The organism is Sphingobium sp. MP9-4 (genome assembly GCF_005281675.1).
GTDB lineage: Bacteria > Pseudomonadota > Alphaproteobacteria > Sphingomonadales > Sphingomonadaceae > Sphingobium > Sphingobium yanoikuyae.
Window position 1 is genome coordinate 1 of the sequence record NZ_LUFI01000067.1, and the last position, 17,047, is coordinate 17,047.

General features: G+C 66.6%; 13 protein-coding genes. 6 read left to right on the forward strand and 7 right to left on the reverse strand.

Going from position 1 to position 17,047, the window contains the following annotated elements; genetic code table 11:
- On the forward strand, window positions 1-463 hold a 463-nt coding region (locus A0U87_RS20380; protein WP_240700603.1), incomplete at its 5' end, for a hypothetical protein.
- Window positions 464-513: 50 nt separating this feature from the next.
- On the opposite strand, the gene A0U87_RS20385 is transcribed toward A0U87_RS20380, so the two are convergent.
- From A0U87_RS20385 to A0U87_RS20400, 4 genes are all read right to left on the reverse strand, one after another.
- Window positions 514-1,818 (reverse strand): M20/M25/M40 family metallo-hydrolase, encoded by a 1,305-nt coding sequence (locus A0U87_RS20385; protein ID WP_048938419.1) that lies wholly within the window; start codon window positions 1,816-1,818, stop codon window positions 514-516.
- A 72-nt stretch (window positions 1,819-1,890) separates the two neighbouring features.
- Window positions 1,891-2,550, reverse strand: a complete 660-nt coding sequence (locus A0U87_RS20390) for a YitT family protein (RefSeq protein ID WP_004207693.1) — start codon at window positions 2,548-2,550, stop codon at window positions 1,891-1,893.
- 93 nt (window positions 2,551-2,643) lie between these two features.
- Complete coding sequence (locus A0U87_RS20395) at window positions 2,644-3,780, reverse strand: aspartyl/asparaginyl beta-hydroxylase domain-containing protein (RefSeq protein WP_048938420.1); 1,137 nt, start codon at window positions 3,778-3,780, stop codon at window positions 2,644-2,646.
- Between the two features lie 40 nt (window positions 3,781-3,820).
- On the reverse strand, window positions 3,821-5,017 hold the full coding sequence (locus A0U87_RS20400) for an MFS transporter (RefSeq protein ID WP_048938448.1): 1,197 nt from the start codon (window positions 5,015-5,017) through the stop codon (window positions 3,821-3,823).
- A gap of 184 nt (window positions 5,018-5,201) precedes the next feature.
- Between A0U87_RS20400 and A0U87_RS20405 the strand changes: the two genes are divergently transcribed.
- Window positions 5,202-6,074, forward strand: coding sequence for an EamA family transporter (locus tag A0U87_RS20405; protein WP_037507587.1), 873 nt, complete (start codon window positions 5,202-5,204; stop codon window positions 6,072-6,074).
- A 6-nt stretch (window positions 6,075-6,080) separates the two neighbouring features.
- On the opposite strand, the gene A0U87_RS20410 is transcribed toward A0U87_RS20405, so the two are convergent.
- From A0U87_RS20410 to A0U87_RS20420, 3 genes are read right to left on the reverse strand one after another with little or no spacing between them, the layout of a single operon-like run.
- On the reverse strand, window positions 6,081-6,761 hold the full coding sequence (locus A0U87_RS20410; RefSeq protein ID WP_010337124.1) for a L,D-transpeptidase family protein: 681 nt from the start codon (window positions 6,759-6,761) through the stop codon (window positions 6,081-6,083).
- A gap of 60 nt (window positions 6,762-6,821) precedes the next feature.
- A complete protein-coding gene (locus A0U87_RS20415) occupies window positions 6,822-9,089 on the reverse strand; it encodes an NADP-dependent malic enzyme (RefSeq protein WP_004207688.1) in 2,268 nt (755 codons plus the stop codon).
- 27 nt (window positions 9,090-9,116) lie between these two features.
- Entirely contained in the window at window positions 9,117-10,034 is a 918-nt protein-coding gene (locus A0U87_RS20420) for a LysR family transcriptional regulator (protein ID WP_048938421.1), read from the reverse strand.
- A gap of 96 nt (window positions 10,035-10,130) precedes the next feature.
- On the opposite strand from A0U87_RS20420, the gene A0U87_RS20425 reads away from it, so the two are divergent.
- From A0U87_RS20425 to alaS, 4 genes are all read left to right on the forward strand, one after another.
- Window positions 10,131-12,245 (forward strand): malate synthase G, encoded by a 2,115-nt coding sequence (locus A0U87_RS20425; protein ID WP_048938422.1) that lies wholly within the window; start codon window positions 10,131-10,133, stop codon window positions 12,243-12,245.
- A gap of 65 nt (window positions 12,246-12,310) precedes the next feature.
- Complete coding sequence (locus A0U87_RS20430) at window positions 12,311-12,937, forward strand: glutathione S-transferase (protein WP_048938423.1); 627 nt, start codon at window positions 12,311-12,313, stop codon at window positions 12,935-12,937.
- Window positions 12,924-14,183, forward strand: a complete 1,260-nt coding sequence (locus A0U87_RS20435) for a Xaa-Pro peptidase family protein (protein ID WP_048938424.1) — start codon at window positions 12,924-12,926, stop codon at window positions 14,181-14,183. Before A0U87_RS20430 ends, A0U87_RS20435 begins: the two co-directional genes overlap by 14 nt.
- 205 nt (window positions 14,184-14,388) lie before the next feature.
- Entirely contained in the window at window positions 14,389-17,043 is a 2,655-nt protein-coding gene (gene alaS / locus A0U87_RS20440) for an alanine--tRNA ligase (protein ID WP_048938425.1), read from the forward strand.
- Window positions 17,044-17,047: the final 4 nt, after the last annotated feature.

A 17,047-nucleotide genomic window follows, 5' to 3' on the forward strand; every position in this document is an offset into this window, starting at 1 on the left:
CGCGCCCGATCGCAGCGGGGCCGCGGCTTCGGGGCTGGAGCGCGCGGCGATCGCGACCGGCGCCATTGCCGACGCGTCGCGGATCGCGCCGGTCGGGCTGTTCCAGCGGCGGCATGAAGCGGGGCGGGATTCGCTCTGCGTCCTTCCCGCCAAGTCGGGCGACTATCGTTTCGGGCTGGAGGCGATCTTCGGCACCGAACAGAGCTGCCATGGCGCGGGCACGGCGCGGCGGGCCGGCGACAAGCTGATCCTTAGCTTTTCCGGGGGCAGGAAGTGCATCATCGTCGCCCAATATGATGGCGACCAGGTGGCGCTGCCCGGCGTGGTCGACATGGCCTGTGACCGGCTGTGCGACGGGCGCGGCAATCTGGAAGGGGTGACCTTCCCGCGCATCGCCAATGATGCGGGCGCGGCCCTGCGTGCGCGCGATCGCGAGGATGAACCGCTGTGCGAGGCGGACTGAACGGGACGGACTGAACAGGGCCGGCATTTTGGCCGGCCCCATCAGGTTGATCAGCGATAGCCGGCTGCGGCGAGCAGGGCGACCAGGTCCATCCGCTTGACCTTCAGCGATTCCGGCGCCGACACGTCGATCCATTCGTCGGGCGAATGGCCCCGGCCGCCGGTCGCCGCGCGCGGGATGGTGATGGCCGGGATGCCCAGGCTCATCGGCACATTGGCGTCGGTCGAGCTGAAGCTCATCCGCGCGGTGACGCCTTCGGCAGCATAGGCAGCGGCGGTCTGGCGGACCAGCGCCGTATCGGCAGTGGTGCTGCCGGCCGGACGATCGCCCACGACCTTCTTGTCGACGCGGATCGGACCTTCCTTGATCGAGCGGGCGCCATTTTCGGTCTCAACGGCCTTGTCCACCGTGGCGAGGAACGCCTGTTCCAGCTTGGCCAGTTCAGCCGCGCTTTCCGATCGCATGTCGACCTGCAGCCAGACTTCCTGCGGGATGGCGTTGACCGAGGAGCCGCCGCCCACGACGCTGGCGCTGTAGGTCGTCTTGGGCGACTGGGGCACCGGAATCTTGTAGAGATCGACGATCGCCTGGCTCATCGCCGTCATCGGATTGACTAGGCCGAAGGCGCCGAAGCTGTGGCCGCCGGGGCCGGTGAAGGTCAGGCGATAGCGCTTTGATCCGACGCCGCCATTGATCAGGCCATCGACCGAGCCATCGTCGATCGAGAAGAAGCTGGCGATGCGGTCCTTGTATTTGCCCTTGTGGAACAGCTGCTTCATGCCGCGCAGGTCGCCCAGGCCTTCCTCGCCGACATCGCCGACGAACAATATGTCCATCGGCGCGCTGATGTTGGCGCCGACGATCGCCTTGATCAGGCTCAACTGGGTGGCGAGGCCGGCGACATCGTCCCCGACGCCGGGCGCGTGGAGCTTGTTGCCCTCGCGCCGGACCGTGACCGGCGTGCCTTCGGGAAAGACGGTGTCGAGATGGGCGGACACGACGATCAGCTTGCCGCCCGGCTTGCCGCTGCCACGGCGCAGGCCCAGCACATTGCCGCCCTCGTCAATTTCGACATCGGTAAGGCCGGCGGCGCGGAACATGTCGGCATAGGCCTTGGCCCGCGCCTCTTCCTTGAAGGGGGGCGCCGGAATCTGGGTCAGGGTCACGATATTGTCGACCCACTGGTCATGTTCGGCCTCCAGCGCGGCGAAGGCGGCCTTGACCGCCGGGCGCGCGCGGATCGCGGCAATGGCGCGGGCATCGGCCGGTGCGGTCGCGCTGGTGGGCGTCGCGGCACGGACCGGAACCGACAGGGCCGTGCTGGCCAATATTATACAGAGCGCGAACCGCTTCATTCTGGACCCCTTTTATGATGGGCGCACCGGCATGGGCGCCGGGGTCCGTCTAACCGGGGAGGCCGGCGCGCATCAATGGCCGATATAGCGGCCAGGGCGGTGGTTGACGAACAGCACGGCGTTGATCGCGGCGGCCGACAGGACGGACAGGCCAAAACGCTCGGCATTGAGGATCGGCAGCGAGGCGAGCAGGATCAGCACATCGCAGGCCATCTGGGTGCGACCGGCATTCCAGCCGCGCGATTTCTGCAGGATCAGCGCGACCACGCCGACGCCGCCCACGCCCGCGCCATGGCGGGCGATGGCGAGGATGCCGAAGCCGATGATCGAGCCGCCGAACAGCGCGGCGAAGAAGGGGCTGATCCGGGCGATCTCCATCGCATAGGGCATGGCAAGGCCGACCCCCATGATCGCGATATTGGCGAACAGGGTCTTGAGGCCGAAGGCCATGCCCATCGCCCGCCCGGCGAACAGGAAGAAGGGGATGTTGATCAGCAGGAACAAAGTCGCGGGCGACAGATGGATCAAATAGGACAGCAGCAGCGCGATGCCGGCCATGCCGCCGGTCACCAGCTTTGCCTGTTTCAGCAGCATCAGCCCCATGGCGATGAAGGCGCAGCCGATGGCGATCGCATAGAAATCCTCGGCAGGACTATGCGGCCGCGCGACATGGGCGGGCGGAACGGGCAGAGCAGGCGACGGCGCCGGGGGCGTCGGGTCGATCGAGGTCATGGCATGTCCGAAAAGCGTGAGCGCCCCGTGCCATCCTCTCTTGTCGTCTTTGTCCGCGCCCATAATCGCAGACGGGCAGTCTGAAAAGGGGCGTTAACCGGCGTCGACCTGTTTCGGGCCGAACTGGTCGATCGCTTCGAACAGGCGTGTGAGCGCGATCCGTTCCTCCGCGTGGATTTCCGGGCGCCAGACTTCGAAAAGCAGGACGACGCGGGTGTCATTGCCCCGGTTCCAGGCCTCATGTTCGATGCTGTCGTCAAAGATCAGCATCTCGCCCGGCGCCCAGGCGCGGGTTTCGGCGCCAACCCGCAGCGCGCAATTGTCGGCCACGATCAGCGGCAGATGACAGATCAGGCGGGTGTTGAGCAGGCCATGATGCGGCTGGATATGGGTGCCGGGCTTGAGCAGCGACCAGAGAGCCATGGGCGAACGGCCGGTGATCATCGGGCGATCGGCATGGTCGAGCGCGGCCATGACGGCGGGGCAGCGCGCGGCATGGTCCGCCACGATCTCGCCCTGTTGCCAGAAATAATAGGCGCCCCAGGAGGGATCGTCGCGCAGCGGGTTGTTGGGCGCCGGGCGATCGGTGGGCGTCTGGACATAGGGCGCGAAATCGGGCGCACCGGCGCGGACGTCGTTCAGTTCGGCGATAATGGCGTCGGTTGCCGCTTCAACCGCCGGTACCCAGGCAAATTCGTCGCGCTCGTAAAAGGCGCGCTGCGGCAGGCCAGGAAAATAGAACATGCTGGGCTGCTGGAGATAAAGCTGCGTCTTGCCCAGCAGCAGGTCGGTCGCTTGGGCAATGCGCGGGAGCGTGGGGAGGCCAGCCATCGCCGCGTCGAGATGATCCTCGAAATCCCGGCTGGCGCCGGCGATCGCCTCCTGCGCGCGTTGCAGCGGCGGTTGCAGAGCGGGCGGGGCGCCATGGGCGGCGGCCTGTGCCAGGGCGCTGCGGAACCAGGATGTCGCGCCGCGCAGATCGCCGCGCCGCTGGAAATTCTGCCCCATGGCGAGTAGTGCGGGCAGGTTGCGCATGTCCTGTTGCAGGATGCGGTTGAGCGCGGCCTGTTCGCCGTCCAGATCACCCAGCCGATTGCAGGCCTGGGCCAGCAGCATGGCCGGCGGATCGGCCATTTCGGAGAGGGTGGCGCGCGCCACTGCCGCGTCGCCGCGGCGCAATGCGGCGATTGCCGCGTCCTGTAAGGTTTGTTCGCGTGCCCGATCCGTCATCCGCCCGCCTTAGCCAGCGGAACGGATGGAAGGAAGCGGCTTATTCGCAGGGCACCAGCGCGGGCTGGGCGCTGCGCCGTGCGGTGGCGATGGCGATCAGATAGATGGCCAGGCCGCCCAGCGACAAGGCGCAGCCGATCCAGCCGGTCGACACCAGGCCATAGCCCGCCGCGATCGACAGGCCGCCGAGCCAAGGGCCGAGCGCATTGGCGATGTTGAAGGCGCTGTGGTGCAGTGCGGCGGCCAGCGTCTGGGCGTCGCCCGCAACATCCATCAGTCGCGCCTGCAACGGCGTGCCCATGCCGCCGCCAATGCCGATCAGGAAGACGATGAGGCTGAGGCTCCAGATATTGCCGGCCATGAAGGGGAAGAGGGCCAGCGCCACGGCGCTCCACACGAGGATGCCGATGACGGTGCGGTTGAGCGCGCGGTCGGCGAGCCAGGCGACGGCGAGATTGCCGACCGTCATGCCCAGGCCAAAGACGATCAGGATCAGCGGCACCAGGGTTTCGGACACATGGGTCACCTCGATCATGGTCGAGGCGACATAGGTGTAGACCGCGAACAGGCCGCCAAAGCCGATCGCGCCGGTCAGCAGGGTCAGCCAGACCTGTGACTTGCCGAGTGCGCTCAACTCGCGCATCGGGCTGGCCTTCGGGTCACCGGCGTCGCGCGGGGCGTAGAGCGCGACCAGGCTCATGGTCAGCACGGCGAGCGCGCAGACCACGAAGAAGCCCGAACGCCAGCCCAGTATCTGGCCCATCCAGTTGGCGACGGGCACGCCCAGCACCGTTGCGATGGTGAGGCCCGACATCACCTTGGCGATCGCCAGGGTGCGCTTCTCGATCGGCACCAGGCTGGCCGCGACCAGCGCCGCGACGCCGAAATAGGCGCCATGGGGCAGGCCCGAAAGGAAGCGGAACAGCAGCATCCAGTGATAGCTGGGCGACAGCGCCGACAGGCCGTTGCCGACCGCGAACATTGCCATCAGCGCGATCAGCAGCGTGCGGCGCGGCAGGCGCGCGGCAAAGGCGGCAATCAGCGGCGCGCCGACCACCACGCCCAACGCATAGGCGCTGATCGCATGGCCGGCGGTCGGCAGGTCGATGTGGAGGTCGCGCGCGAAGAAGGGCAGCAGGCTCATGGAGGCGAATTCGGTCGTGCCGATCGCAAAGGCGCCCACGGACAGCGCGAAAAGGACGAGCGCGGGGTGCGCCTTGTGGGACTGGCTGCCCATGACAAGCTCCATGCTGCAATGCAAAATGACGGAAGTCCGCCAGATGGGCCGAGTGACAGCGATGGTCAAGGCTGCATACGTATGAGATTCTTGCAACTGGCAACGCATCTGGTGCAACGCGGCATCGAATGACGCTTTTCCAATTAATCGTATATGGTATTCATTGAACATGAGCAGGATTGAGATGAACGGGCAGGGTGCCGTGCTGGCGGGGGCTGGCGCCGTGCTGGCGTCGCTGCTGTCGATGAACATGGGCGCGGCCTTTGCCAAGACGCTGTTCCCGATCGTCGGTGCCTATGGCATTGCGGCGCTGCGCATCTTCCTGGCGGCGATCCTGCTGATGCTGTTCCGGCGGCCATGGCGCCGACCGATTCCGGCCGATGTGCGCTGGCCGCTGCTGATCTATGGCGCGACCCTCGCGCTGATGAACCTGCTGATCTATCAGGCGTTCGCCCGCATCCCGCTCGGCATCGCCATGGCCATCGAGGTGACGGGGCCGCTGGCGATCGTGCTGTTCGGGTCGCGCCGGCCGCGTGATTTCCTGTGGCTGGGCGCGGCGGTGATCGGCCTGCTGCTGCTCCTGCCGCTGCGCAGCGATGCCGTGCTTGATCCTTTGGGTGTCATCTTCGCTGTCGGGGCGGCGGCCTGCTGGGCGCTTTATATCCTGACCGGCAAGCGGGTGTCGGGCGCGCTGCGCGGCGATGCGGTCGCCTGGGGCATGCTGGCGGCGGCGATCCTGGTGCTGCCGGTCGGGCTGACCCATGCCGGCGCGTCGCTTTTTTCGCCCTGGGTGCTGATGGTCGGGCTGGCGATCGCCCTGTTGTCGAGCGCCTTGCCCTATTCGCTGGAGATGGAGGCGATGCGGCGCCTGCCCGCACCGGTGTTCGGCCTGTTGCTGAGCGCGGCGCCGGCGATCGGCGCGCTGGCCGGCTTCGTCGTGCTGGGCGAGCGGCTGACCGCGCTGCAGGGCGTGGCGATATTCTGCATCATCGCGGCATCGGGCGGCAGCGCGCTGACGGTGCGTCATGCACCCGCAATCGAGGATGCGCCGCAATAGGGCCGGTCAGCCGCTGACGACGGCCTTGCTGGTATCCAGCATCTTGCCGTTGGTGATGATGACCATGTCGCCGACCTTGGTGACGCCGAACAGCTTCTGCGCAAATTCCTTGGGCACGCCGATGCAGCCATGGGTGGCATAGCCCCATTTGACGTCGCTGCCGTGGATGGCGACGCCGTCGCTGGTCAGCCGCTGCATATAGGGCATGGGCGCGTTGTTGTAGGTGCTGGAATAATGGTCGGCGTCCTTCTGCATGATCGGGAAGGCGCCCAAGGGGCTCTGCTTGTCGGTCGCGCCATAGAGGATGACGGCGGCGCCGATTTCATAGCCGTCGCGGAAGACGGAAAGGGTCTGGGCTTTCAGGTCGACGGTGATGATGACCGGCCCCTTGGCCGGTGCGCCTTCCTCGTCCCAGGCATAGTCGCCATGCTCGAAAGGCCCCTCGATCTTGAGCACGCGCTTGACCGCCAGCGCATGGGGATCGACCTTCATGCCCTGGTCGCTGCGCCGTTCGACCAGCGGCAGCGGCTTGGGTGCGGCGGCGGCCTCGGCCGGTTTGGCCTGGGTCGCGTTGCCGGCGTTGCGATCAATCTTGTCGGTCAGCAGCAGCGCGCCGCCGCCCAGGACGGCGCCGATCAGCAGTTTCGGGCCAAGGCTGCGAGCCAATGTGCCGATGACGCCTGCCATGATCTTCCTCGCTTCATCCTTTGCCGGTCAAGCTAACAGCCTAACCGGCAAAGGTTAAGGTCAGCCTTCGCGCGCCACTTCGGCGGCGGCGATGGCGGTCAGGTTGAGGATGCCGCGCGCGGTGACGCCGGGCGTCAGCACATGGATCGGCTGGGCGGTGCCGATCAGCATCGGCCCGACCGTGGGCGAGCTGGACGAGGCGCCGAGCGCCGTCAGCGTGATATTGGCGGCGTCGAGGTTCGGCATCACCAGCAGGTTGGCCGGCCCCTCGAACCGGGAGTCGGGGATCAGCCGTTCGCGCAGCGCCTGGCTGAGCGCGGCGTCGGCGTGCATTTCGCCATCGACCGCCAGTTCCGGCGCGGCCTGGCGCACCAGGTCGAGCGCGGCGCGCATCTTGCGGGCGCTGGGGCTGTTCGAGGCACCGAAATTGGAGTGCGACAGCAGCGCCACGCGCGGCTTCAGGCCGAAATGCTGCAACTCGGTCGAGGCCAGCAGTGTCATTTCCGCAATCTGGTCCGGCGTCGGGTCCGGCACCATATGGGTGTCGGTGATGAACAGCGCGCCGGCGTCGAGGATCAGGCCCGACAGCGCATAGATGCGGCTGTGGTTGGGCGCGCGATCGATGATGCGCAGCACATGTTCGACCTGGCCCCAATATTCGGAGCGGCCACCGACCAGCGCGGCGTCGACCCGGCCGGTACGCAGCAGCATGGCGGCGGTGACGGTCGGGCGGCGATAGACATGGCGCAGGATTTCGTCTGGCGGCACGCCCTTGCGCGCGGCGATGGCGCGATAGGCCTCGACCAGTTCGCGCATGATGTCATGATCCGTCTCGGGATCGATCACCTCGACATCGCGGTCGAGCTGGAAGCTGAGGCCCATGTCGGCCAGCTTCTGTTCCAGCAGGCGGCGGCGTGCGACGATGGTCGGCTTGACGATGCCTTCGTCCAGACCGTCCTGGATCGCACGCAGCACGCGCTCATCCTCGCCCTCGCCATAGACGATGCGGCACTGGCTGCCGCGCGCGGCGTGGAAGACCGGCAGCATCAGCTGGCCCGAGCGGGTGTTCTGGTGCGATAGGGCGCGCTTATATTCTTCCAGGTCCAGCGTCTTGGTGGCGACGCCGCTGTCCATCGCCGCCTTGGCCACGGCACCGGCAATCTCGCCGATCAGGCGCGGATCGAACGGGGTCGGGATGATGTAATCGGCGCCGAACACCAGCTTGCGACCGCCATAGGCCTGCGCCACGCTGTCATGTGCGGGCATGCGGGCGAGGGCGGCGATCGCGTCGGCGGCGGCGACCTTCATGGCCTCGTTGATCTGGGTCGCGCCGCAATCCAGCGCGCCGCGGAAGATATAGGGGAAGCACAGGACGTTGTTGACCTGGTTCGGATAGTCCGAACGGCCGGTGGCGATGATCGCGTCCGGGCGCACTTCGCGCGCGGCTTCCGGGCGGATTTCCGGCTCCGGATTGGCGAGCGCGAAGATCAGCGGATTGGGCGCCATCAGCGGCAGCCATTCCGGCTTCAGCACGCCCGGCGCCGACAACCCTAAGAACAGGTTGGCGCCTGGCAGCACGTCGGGCAGGGTGCGCGCGTTGGTGTCGCGGGCATAGCGCGCCATGTTGGGCAGCATGCCTTCGCGGCCCGAATGGATGACGCCGTCCTTGTCGGTCATCGTCACATTGTCGATCGGCAGGCCCATCGAGACGAGCAGGTCGACGCAGGCGAGCGCGGCGGCACCGGCGCCCGAGGTGACGAGCTTTGCATCGGCCAGGGTCTTGCCCTGCAGCACCAGCGCGTTGCGCACGGCGGCGGCGACGACGATGGCGGTGCCATGCTGGTCGTCATGGAAGACCGGAATGTTCATCCGTTCCTTCAGGCGCCGTTCGATCTCGAAACATTCGGGCGCCTTGATGTCTTCCAGATTGATGCCGCCAAAGGTCGGCTCCAGCAGGGCGACGGCTTCGACGAACTTGTCCGTGTCGGTGGTGTCGACTTCGATGTCGAACACGTCGATGTCGGCGAATTTCTTGAAGAGGACGGCCTTGCCTTCCATCACCGGCTTCGACGCCAGCGCGCCGATCGCGCCGAGGCCGAGGACGGCGGTGCCGTTGGAGATGACCGCGACCAGATTGCCGCGCGCGGTATAGTCCAGCGCCTTGGCGGGATCGGCAGCGATCTCCTCGCAAGGGGCGGCCACCCCCGGCGAATAGGCCAGCGCCAGATCGCGCTGGTTCACCATGCGCTTGGTCGGCTCGATCGCGAGCTTACCGGGCTGGGGAAGGCGGTGATAGTCTAGGGCGGCGCGGCGGGTGTTATCGTCCATGCGATGCGCCTTAGAGACTGTGTTCCGCTAGGGCAAGCCAGTGCGGTCCGTCCGCGACTCCCACGGCGGCGCAAGGGCATATTGCGCAGCAAGAAAGTCGACGAAGGCGGTTATGGCCAGCGGCGGATTGGCCTGTGGCAGTTGCACGGCATAGAGGGCGACGTCGCTCGACCCTTCATGATCGGGCAGGATCTGGCGCACGTCGCCCTGCGCCAGCGCGTCGCTGATGTCCCACAGCGAACGCAGCGCGATGCCGCTGCCCGACAACGCCAGTTCGCGCACGACTTCGCTGCTGTTGGTGCGGATATGGCTGTGGCCATCGATCGCGACCGGCCCCTTGGGACCGATCAGCCGCCAGGGTAGCTGGCCATCGGCGGCGAGCAGGCGGTGCTGCTTGAGGTCGGCGATGCGCCGCGGCGTGCCGAAGCGCTCAAGATAGGCGGGCGCGGCGCACAGGATGCGGCGATTGGGCGCCAGCCGCCGGGCGGTGAGGCCGGCACCCGGATCGGCGGCGATACGGATGGCCAGGTCCGCCCGGCTTTCGATCAGGTCGACATAGTCGTCCGACAGGTCGAGCCGCAGGTCGACGCGGGGATGGGCGTCCAGGAAAGGCCGGAGATAGGGCGCGAGATGCATGCGGCCAAAGGAGGTCGGGGCGGTGATTCGCAGCGGCCCGGACGCAATCGCCGACACGCCCGACACGCGACGTTCGGCTTCGTCGAGGGAGGCGAGGATCGCGCGCAGGTCGCCATGGAGCCGCTCGCCCGCCGGGGTCAGCGCGAGCCGGCGGGTGGTGCGGTGGATCAGCCGGGCGCCCAGCCTGTCCTCCAGCCGGGCCAGCCGCTTGGACATCATCGCTGGCGATATGTGGAGCCGCCGTCCGGCGGCGGCCAGCCCGCCTTCATCGACGATGCTCACGAACAATTCATGGTCCGGGTCCATCATATTCGTTCACCACGGGAAAGTCTCTATTCGAATAATAGCGTATACACGGCATAATTGGAAAGGCGTAAAAGGACGGCATAGCAAGGAGTGGATTGCATGACCGACCGCATGATCGACCGCGCCGGCCTGAAGGTCGCCGCAACGCTGGCCGACTTCATCGAGCAGCGCGCGCTGCCGGGCACGGGCATTGATGCCGACGCCTTCTGGGCGGGCACTGCCGACATATTGGCGCGCTTCACCCCCGACAATGCGGCGCTGCTGCGCACGCGCGATGACCTGCAGACGCAGATCGATGCCTGGCATCAGGTGCGCCGGGGACAGGCGCACAACGCCGCTGCCTATCAGGCCTTCCTGCGCGAGATCGGCTATCTGGTCGAGGAACCGGCGCCGTTCGGGATCGGCAGCGAGAATGTCGATGCCGAAGTCGCCCGCATGGCCGGGCCGCAGCTGGTCGTCCCGATCCTCAACGCCCGTTTCCTGCTCAACGCCGCCAATGCGCGCTGGGGCAGCCTGTATGACGCGCTCTATGGCACGGACGCCATAGCGGGCGCGGCTTCGGGCAAGGGCTATGATGCGGCGCGCGGGGCGCAGGTCATCGCCTGGGCCAAGGCATTTCTGGACGATGCCCTTCCGCTGGCGACGGGACGCTGGGCCGATCTGGCGGGCGGAGAAATCGTCCTGGCCGATCCGGCGCAGTTCGTCGGCACGAGTGCGAAGGGCAAGCTGTTCCGCCATAATGGCCTGCATATCGAGGTCGTCTTCGACCCGGCCCACCCGATCGGCGCGACCGATCCCGCCGGCATATCCGACGTTATCCTGGAATCCGCGCTGACCACCATCTGCGACCTGGAGGATTCGGTCGCGGCGGTCGATGCTGCGGACAAGGTTACCGCCTATGCCAACTGGCTGGGGCTGATGCAGGGCGACCTGACCGAGACGTTCGAGAAGGGCGGGAAGTCGATGACCCGCGCGCTTAATCCCGATCGCGCTTATGTTGCGCCCGATGGCAGCGCCTTCACGCTGCCGGGCCGCAGCCTGTTGTTCGTCCGCAATGTCGGTCATCTGATGACCACGTCGGCGATCGCGCTGCCCGATGGGCAGGACGCGCCCGAGGGGATCATCGACGGCATCGTCACCAGCCTGATCGCGCTGCATGATCTGGCCAAGGCGGATGGCAACAGCCGGGCGGGCAGCGTCTATATCGTCAAGCCCAAGATGCACGGGCCGCAGGAAGCGGCCTTCACCAACCGCCTGTTCGATGCGATCGAGGATATGCTGGGCATGGCGCGCCACACGATCAAGGTCGGGGTGATGGATGAAGAGCGGCGCACATCGGCCAATCTGGCAGCCTGCATCCATGCCGTCCGCGACCGGATCGTCTTCATCAATACCGGCTTCCTCGACCGCACCGGGGACGAGATGCACACGTCGATGCAGGCCGGGCCGATGATCCGCAAGGGCGAGATGAAGGCGAGCGACTGGATCACGGCCTATGAGGATCGCAACGTCCAGATCGGCCTGGCCTGCGGCCTGTCGGGCCGGGCGCAGATCGGCAAGGGCATGTGGGCGGCGCCCGACCGCATGGCCGACATGCTGGAGCAGAAGATCGGCCATCCCCGGAGCGGCGCCAACACCGCCTGGGTTCCGTCCCCGACGGCGGCGACGCTGCACGCGACCCATTATCATCGCATCGACGTCTTCGCCCGTCAGGAAGAACGCAAGGCCGAGGGCATCGCGTCGCTCGACCGGCTGCTGACCATGCCCGTCGCGGTCGGCCGCAATTTCTCCGAAGAAGAGATTGCGCAGGAACTGGACAATAATGCGCAGGGCATATTGGGCTATGTCGTCCGCTGGATCGACCAGGGCGTCGGCTGTTCCAAGGTTCCCGATATCCATGATGTCGGCCTGATGGAGGATCGTGCGACCTTGCGCATTTCTTCGCAGCATATGGCCAACTGGCTGCTGCACGGCGTCTGCACTGCGGAACAGGTTGATGCTGCGCTGACCCGCATGGCGGCCAAGGTCGATGCGCAGAATGAAGCCGATCCGCTCTATCAGCCGATGAGCGGGCGCGAGGGCGAGAGCCTGGCCTTCCAGACGGCGCGCGCCCTGGTGTTCGAGGGTGTCGAGCAGCCCAATGGCTATACCGAGCCGTTGCTGCACGCCTATCGCGCCCGTGCCAAGGCGGAGGAAGTCCTCGAGATAGCGTAAACTTCGCTGTCACTCTTTCCCATGCTGCGTTAGCCCTGATCGGGTCGCAGCATGGGAGAGGCGCCATGACCATCATCGTCCATCATCTGAACAATAGTCGTTCGCAGCGCATCCTGTGGCTGCTAGAGGAGCTGGGCGAGGCTTACGAAGTGCGCCGCTATGAGCGGGACCGCAAGACGATGCGCGCGCCCGCCGCCCTGCGCGCCGTCCATCCGCTCGGCCGGTCGCCGGTGGTGGAGGTGGATGGCCATCGGCTGATCGAGACCGGGGCGATCATGGAATATCTGGTCGCACGGGCCGGTGGTCGCTTCGGCGCGCCGACTGATGCGGAAAGCGCGATCCGCTGGCGCCAGTTTCTCCATTATGCCGAAGGATCGATGATGCCGCCGCTGCTGGCCCTGCTGGTGGTCGGCAAGCTGGGCCTGCTTGGCCGACCGGCACGGCCGACGGTGCAGGAGATGCTGGACGATCATCTCGACTGGCTGGAAAGCGAACTGGCAAGCCGGCCCTATTTCGCCGGGCCGGACTTCTCCGCCGCCGACATGATGATGAGCTTTCCGATCGAGGCGTCGCGGGCACGCGGCGGGCTTGACGAATCGCGTCCGCATCTGATCGGGTGGCTGGAGAGAATACAGGCGCGGCCCGCCTATCAGGCCGCGCTGCGCACCGGGGGACATTATGCTTACGCCTGATCGCCGCACCTTGCTTCGCTATGCCGCTGCCGGGGTCGCCACTTCGCTGGTCAGCCCGCGCCTGTTCGCGCAGGAAAAGGCAATCGAGGCGCTCCAGTCGATCACGCGCGACGTCACCCCGATCGGCAAGGCCGAGCGCGCCGACCGGCTGGCGCGGGCGCAGAAGATGATGCAGGCACAGGGCATCGACGCGCTGCTGGTCGAGCCGGGCGCGAGCCTCATCTATTATAGCGGCATTCGCTGGTGGCGCTCCGAGCGGCTGACCGCGCTGGTCATTCCGGCCAGCGGCACGCCTCTGGTCGTCTGCCCCTTTTTCGAGAAGCCCTCGATCGACGAATCGCTCGCCATTCCGGCCGAGGTCCGCGTCTGGCAGGAGCATGAAAGCCCCTATGCGCCGATCGCCGATTATCTGAAGGCGCGGGGCCTCGACAAGGGGCGGATCGGCATCGAGGAGACGGTCCGCTATTTCGCGGTCGATGGGCTGAAGGCCGCGCTGCCCGCCGCGACCCTGGCGAAAGACCCGGTGACCCGCGCCATCCGCATGCGCAAGACGGCGGCCGAGATCGCGCTGATGCAGAAGGCGGCGGATGTCACCATGGGCGCCTATCGCTGGACCCATCCGCAGGTGAAGGCGGGCATGACCCCGGCCGATATCGGCGCGCTGATGACGGCCGCGACCAGTGCGCTGGGCGGCAAGGGTGAGTTCAACCTGATCCTGCTCGGCGAAGCGGCCGCCTATCCGCATGGCTCGGGCAAACCGCAGTCGGTACGCGCGGGCGAGGTGGTGCTGATGGATTGCGGCTGCACGGTCGAGGATTATCAGTCCGACATCAGTCGCACCTTCGTCTACGGCGCGGCACCCACGGCGCAGCAGCGCAAGGTGTGGGACGAAGTGGCGCAGGGGCAGCAGGTCGCGATCCGGGCGGCGAAGCTGGGCGTGGCGGCCGGCACGGTCGACGATGCGGTTCGCACTTATTATGAGAAACTGGGCTACGGCCCCGGCTACAAGCTGCCCGGCCTGTCCCACCGCACCGGTCACGGCATCGGCATGGAGGGGCATGAACCGGTCAATCTCGTCCATGGCGAGACGACCAAGCTGGACATCGGCATGTGCTTCTCCAACGAACCGGGCCTTTACCTGCCCGGCACAATGGGCGTGCGCATGGAGGATTGCTTCCACATGACCGCGCAGGGGCCGCAATGGTTCTCTAAGCCGCCGGTGTCGATCGAGGAACCGATGGGGTAATTCCTCCCCGGACCGGGGAGGGGGACCGCGCCCGGAAGGGCGTGGTGGAGGGGCAGGCGCCATGAGCGCTTCGCGTGACTGAAAGTCTCCGACTGCCCGCCGGTGCCCCTCCGTCGGCGCTTCGCGCCGCCACCTCCCCGTGCCGGGGAGGAATAGACCAAATCCCCCGCTTGTGCGGCGGGCCGCTTCCCACTAAATCGCGCGCATGACCTCGACCAACGACATTCGCCGCAGCTTCCTCGATTATTTCGGGGCCAATGGCCACACCATCGTTCCGTCCGCGCCGCTGGTGCCGCACAACGACCCGACGCTGATGTTCGTGAACGCCGGCATGGTGCCGTTCAAGAATGTCTTCACCGGTCTGGAAACCCGCCCCTACAAGACCGCGACGTCGAGCCAGAAATCGGTTCGCGCCGGCGGCAAGCACAATGATCTGGACAATGTCGGCTATACCGCGCGCCACCACACCTTCTTCGAAATGCTGGGCAATTTCAGCTTCGGCGACTATTTCAAGGAACAGGCGATCCATCATGCCTGGACCCTGCTGACCAAGGAATGGGGGCTGCCCGCGGAAAAGCTGACGACGACCGTCTATCACACGGACGACGAGGCGTTCGACCTGTGGAAGAAGATCGCGGGGCTCCCCGATCACAAGATCATCCGCATCCCGACCAAGGATAATTTCTGGGCGATGGGCGACAGCGGCCCGTGCGGTCCCTGCTCGGAAATCTTCTACGACCATGGCGACCATATCTGGGGTGGCCCTCCGGGATCGCCGGAGGAGGATGGCGACCGCTTCGTCGAGATCTGGAACCTGGTCTTCATGCAATATGAGCAGGAAGCCAATGAGATTGTCAGCGAACTGCCGAGACCCTCGATCGACACCGGCATGGGGCTGGAGCGGATCGCGGCCGTCATGCAGGGCGTCCATAACAATTATGATATCGACACGTTCAAGGCGCTGATCGCCGAGAGCGGCGCGCTGACCCGCACCGCGACCGACGGCGAGTTTCAGGCCAGCCACCGCGTCATCGCCGACCATCTGCGCTCGACCAGCTTCCTGATCGCCGACGGCGTGCTGCCGGCGAACGAAGGCCGTGGCTATGTGCTGCGCCGGATCATGCGCCGCGCGATGCGCCATGCGCACATCATCGGTGCCAAGGATCCGCTGATGTATCGCCTGGTGTCGAGCCTGGTGTCGGAAATGGGCGGCGCCTATCCCGAACTGGTCCGCGCCCAGCCGCTGATCGAGGAAACGCTGCTGCGCGAGGAAACCCGGTTCCGCAAGACGCTGGAAAACGGCCTCAAGCTGCTGGACGAGGCGACCGCTGATCTGGCCGAGGGCGCGACCCTGTCGGGCGAGACCGCGTTCAAGCTCTATGACACCTATGGCTTCCCCTATGACCTGACCGAGGATGCGCTGCGGACCCAGGGCCTGTCTGTCGACCGCGCCGGCTTCGACGCCGCCATGGCCGAGCAGAAGGCCGCGGCGCGCGCCGCCTGGAAGGGATCGGGCGAGAAGGCGTCGGACGAGATCTGGTACGATATCGCCGAAACGCTCGGCAGCACCGAGTTCATCGGCTATGCCTCGACCAAGGGCGAGGGCGAAGTGCTGGCCATCATCAAGGATGGCGCGCGGGTCGATGCGGCGTCGGCCGGCGAAAAGGTGACGATCATCACCAACCAGACGCCCTTCTATGGCGAGAGCGGCGGCCAGAATGGCGACGCCGGCACGATCACCACGCTGGGCGGCCTGGTGGCCGAGGTTGCCGATACGTCCAAGCCGCTCGGCCGCCTGCATGCGCATCAGGCGGTGATCAGCGCGGGCAGCGTCAAGGTCGGCGATACCGTCAACCTGACGGTGGATGTCGAACGCCGCGATCGCATCCGCGCCAATCACAGCGCCACTCACCTGCTCCATGCCGCGCTGCGCAAGGAACTGGGTGGCCATGTCACCCAGAAGGGCAGCATGGTCGCGGCCGACCGCTTGCGCTTCGACTTCTCGCATCCCGAGGCGCTCACCCAGGCGCAGATCGCCAAGGTCGAGGCCGACGTGAACGCGCAGATCCGTCATAATGACGAGGTCATGACCCGGCTGATGACCCCGGACGACGCGATCGCTGCCGGCGCGATGGCGCTGTTCGGCGAGAAATATGGCGATGAAGTCCGCGTCCTCTCGATGGGTAAGGGCGACGACCATAGCTATTCGGTCGAACTGTGCGGCGGCACCCATGTCCGCGCGCTCGGCGACATCGCCCTGTTCAAGATCGTGTCGGAAAGCGCCGTATCCTCGGGCGTGCGCCGGATCGAGGCGCTGACCGGTGAGGCTGCGCGCCTGTGGCTGGTCGAGCGCGACGAGAAGCTGCGCCAGACGGCAGCGGCGCTCAAGACCACGCCGGAAGAGGTGCCCGCGCGCATCGCCGCGCTGGTCGAGCAGAGCCGCAAGCTGGAGCGGGAACTGGCCGAAGCCAAGAAGGCATTGGCGCTGGGCGGTGGCGGTTCGGCCAAGCCGGCCGGTCCCGAGAAGGTCGGCAGCGTCGACTTCCTGGGCCAGGTGATCGACGGCCTCGACCCCAAGGAACTGCGTGGCATTGTCGACGGCAACAAGAAGACGCTCGGCAGCGGCGTGTCGGCCGTGCTGGCCGTGGTCGATGGGCGCGCGACCATTGCCGTGGGCGTGACCGACGACCTGACCGGTAGCTTCAGCGCGGTCGATCTGGTCCGTGCAGGCGTCGAGGCGCTGGGCGGCAAGGGCGGTGGCGGCCGTGCCGACATGGCCCAGGGCGGCGGCCCCGATGGCGACAAGGCGCAGGCCGCGATCGACGCGGTCAAGACCGCACTCGCCAGCGTTCCGGCCTGACAAG

Bases quoted from the DNA above. Each gene is read 5' to 3' on its own strand.
- A0U87_RS20385 (WP_048938419.1), bottom strand. From the start codon at position 1,818: ATGAAGCGGTTCGCGCTCTGTATAATATTGGCCAGCACGGCCCTGTCG.
- A0U87_RS20390 (WP_004207693.1), bottom strand. From the start codon at position 2,550: ATGACCTCGATCGACCCGACGCCCCCGGCGCCGTCGCCTGCTCTGCCC.
- A0U87_RS20395 (WP_048938420.1), bottom strand. From the start codon at position 3,780: ATGACGGATCGGGCACGCGAACAAACCTTACAGGACGCGGCAATCGCC.
- A0U87_RS20400 (WP_048938448.1), bottom strand. From the start codon at position 5,017: ATGGGCAGCCAGTCCCACAAGGCGCACCCCGCGCTCGTCCTTTTCGCG.
- A0U87_RS20405 (WP_037507587.1), top strand. From the start codon at position 5,202: ATGAACGGGCAGGGTGCCGTGCTGGCGGGGGCTGGCGCCGTGCTGGCG.
- A0U87_RS20410 (WP_010337124.1), bottom strand. From the start codon at position 6,761: ATGGCAGGCGTCATCGGCACATTGGCTCGCAGCCTTGGCCCGAAACTG.
- A0U87_RS20415 (WP_004207688.1), bottom strand. From the start codon at position 9,089: ATGGACGATAACACCCGCCGCGCCGCCCTAGACTATCACCGCCTTCCC.
- A0U87_RS20420 (WP_048938421.1), bottom strand. From the start codon at position 10,034: ATGATGGACCCGGACCATGAATTGTTCGTGAGCATCGTCGATGAAGGC.
- A0U87_RS20425 (WP_048938422.1), top strand. From the start codon at position 10,131: ATGACCGACCGCATGATCGACCGCGCCGGCCTGAAGGTCGCCGCAACG.
- A0U87_RS20430 (WP_048938423.1), top strand. From the start codon at position 12,311: ATGACCATCATCGTCCATCATCTGAACAATAGTCGTTCGCAGCGCATC.
- A0U87_RS20435 (WP_048938424.1), top strand. From the start codon at position 12,924: ATGCTTACGCCTGATCGCCGCACCTTGCTTCGCTATGCCGCTGCCGGG.
- alaS (WP_048938425.1), top strand. From the start codon at position 14,389: ATGACCTCGACCAACGACATTCGCCGCAGCTTCCTCGATTATTTCGGG.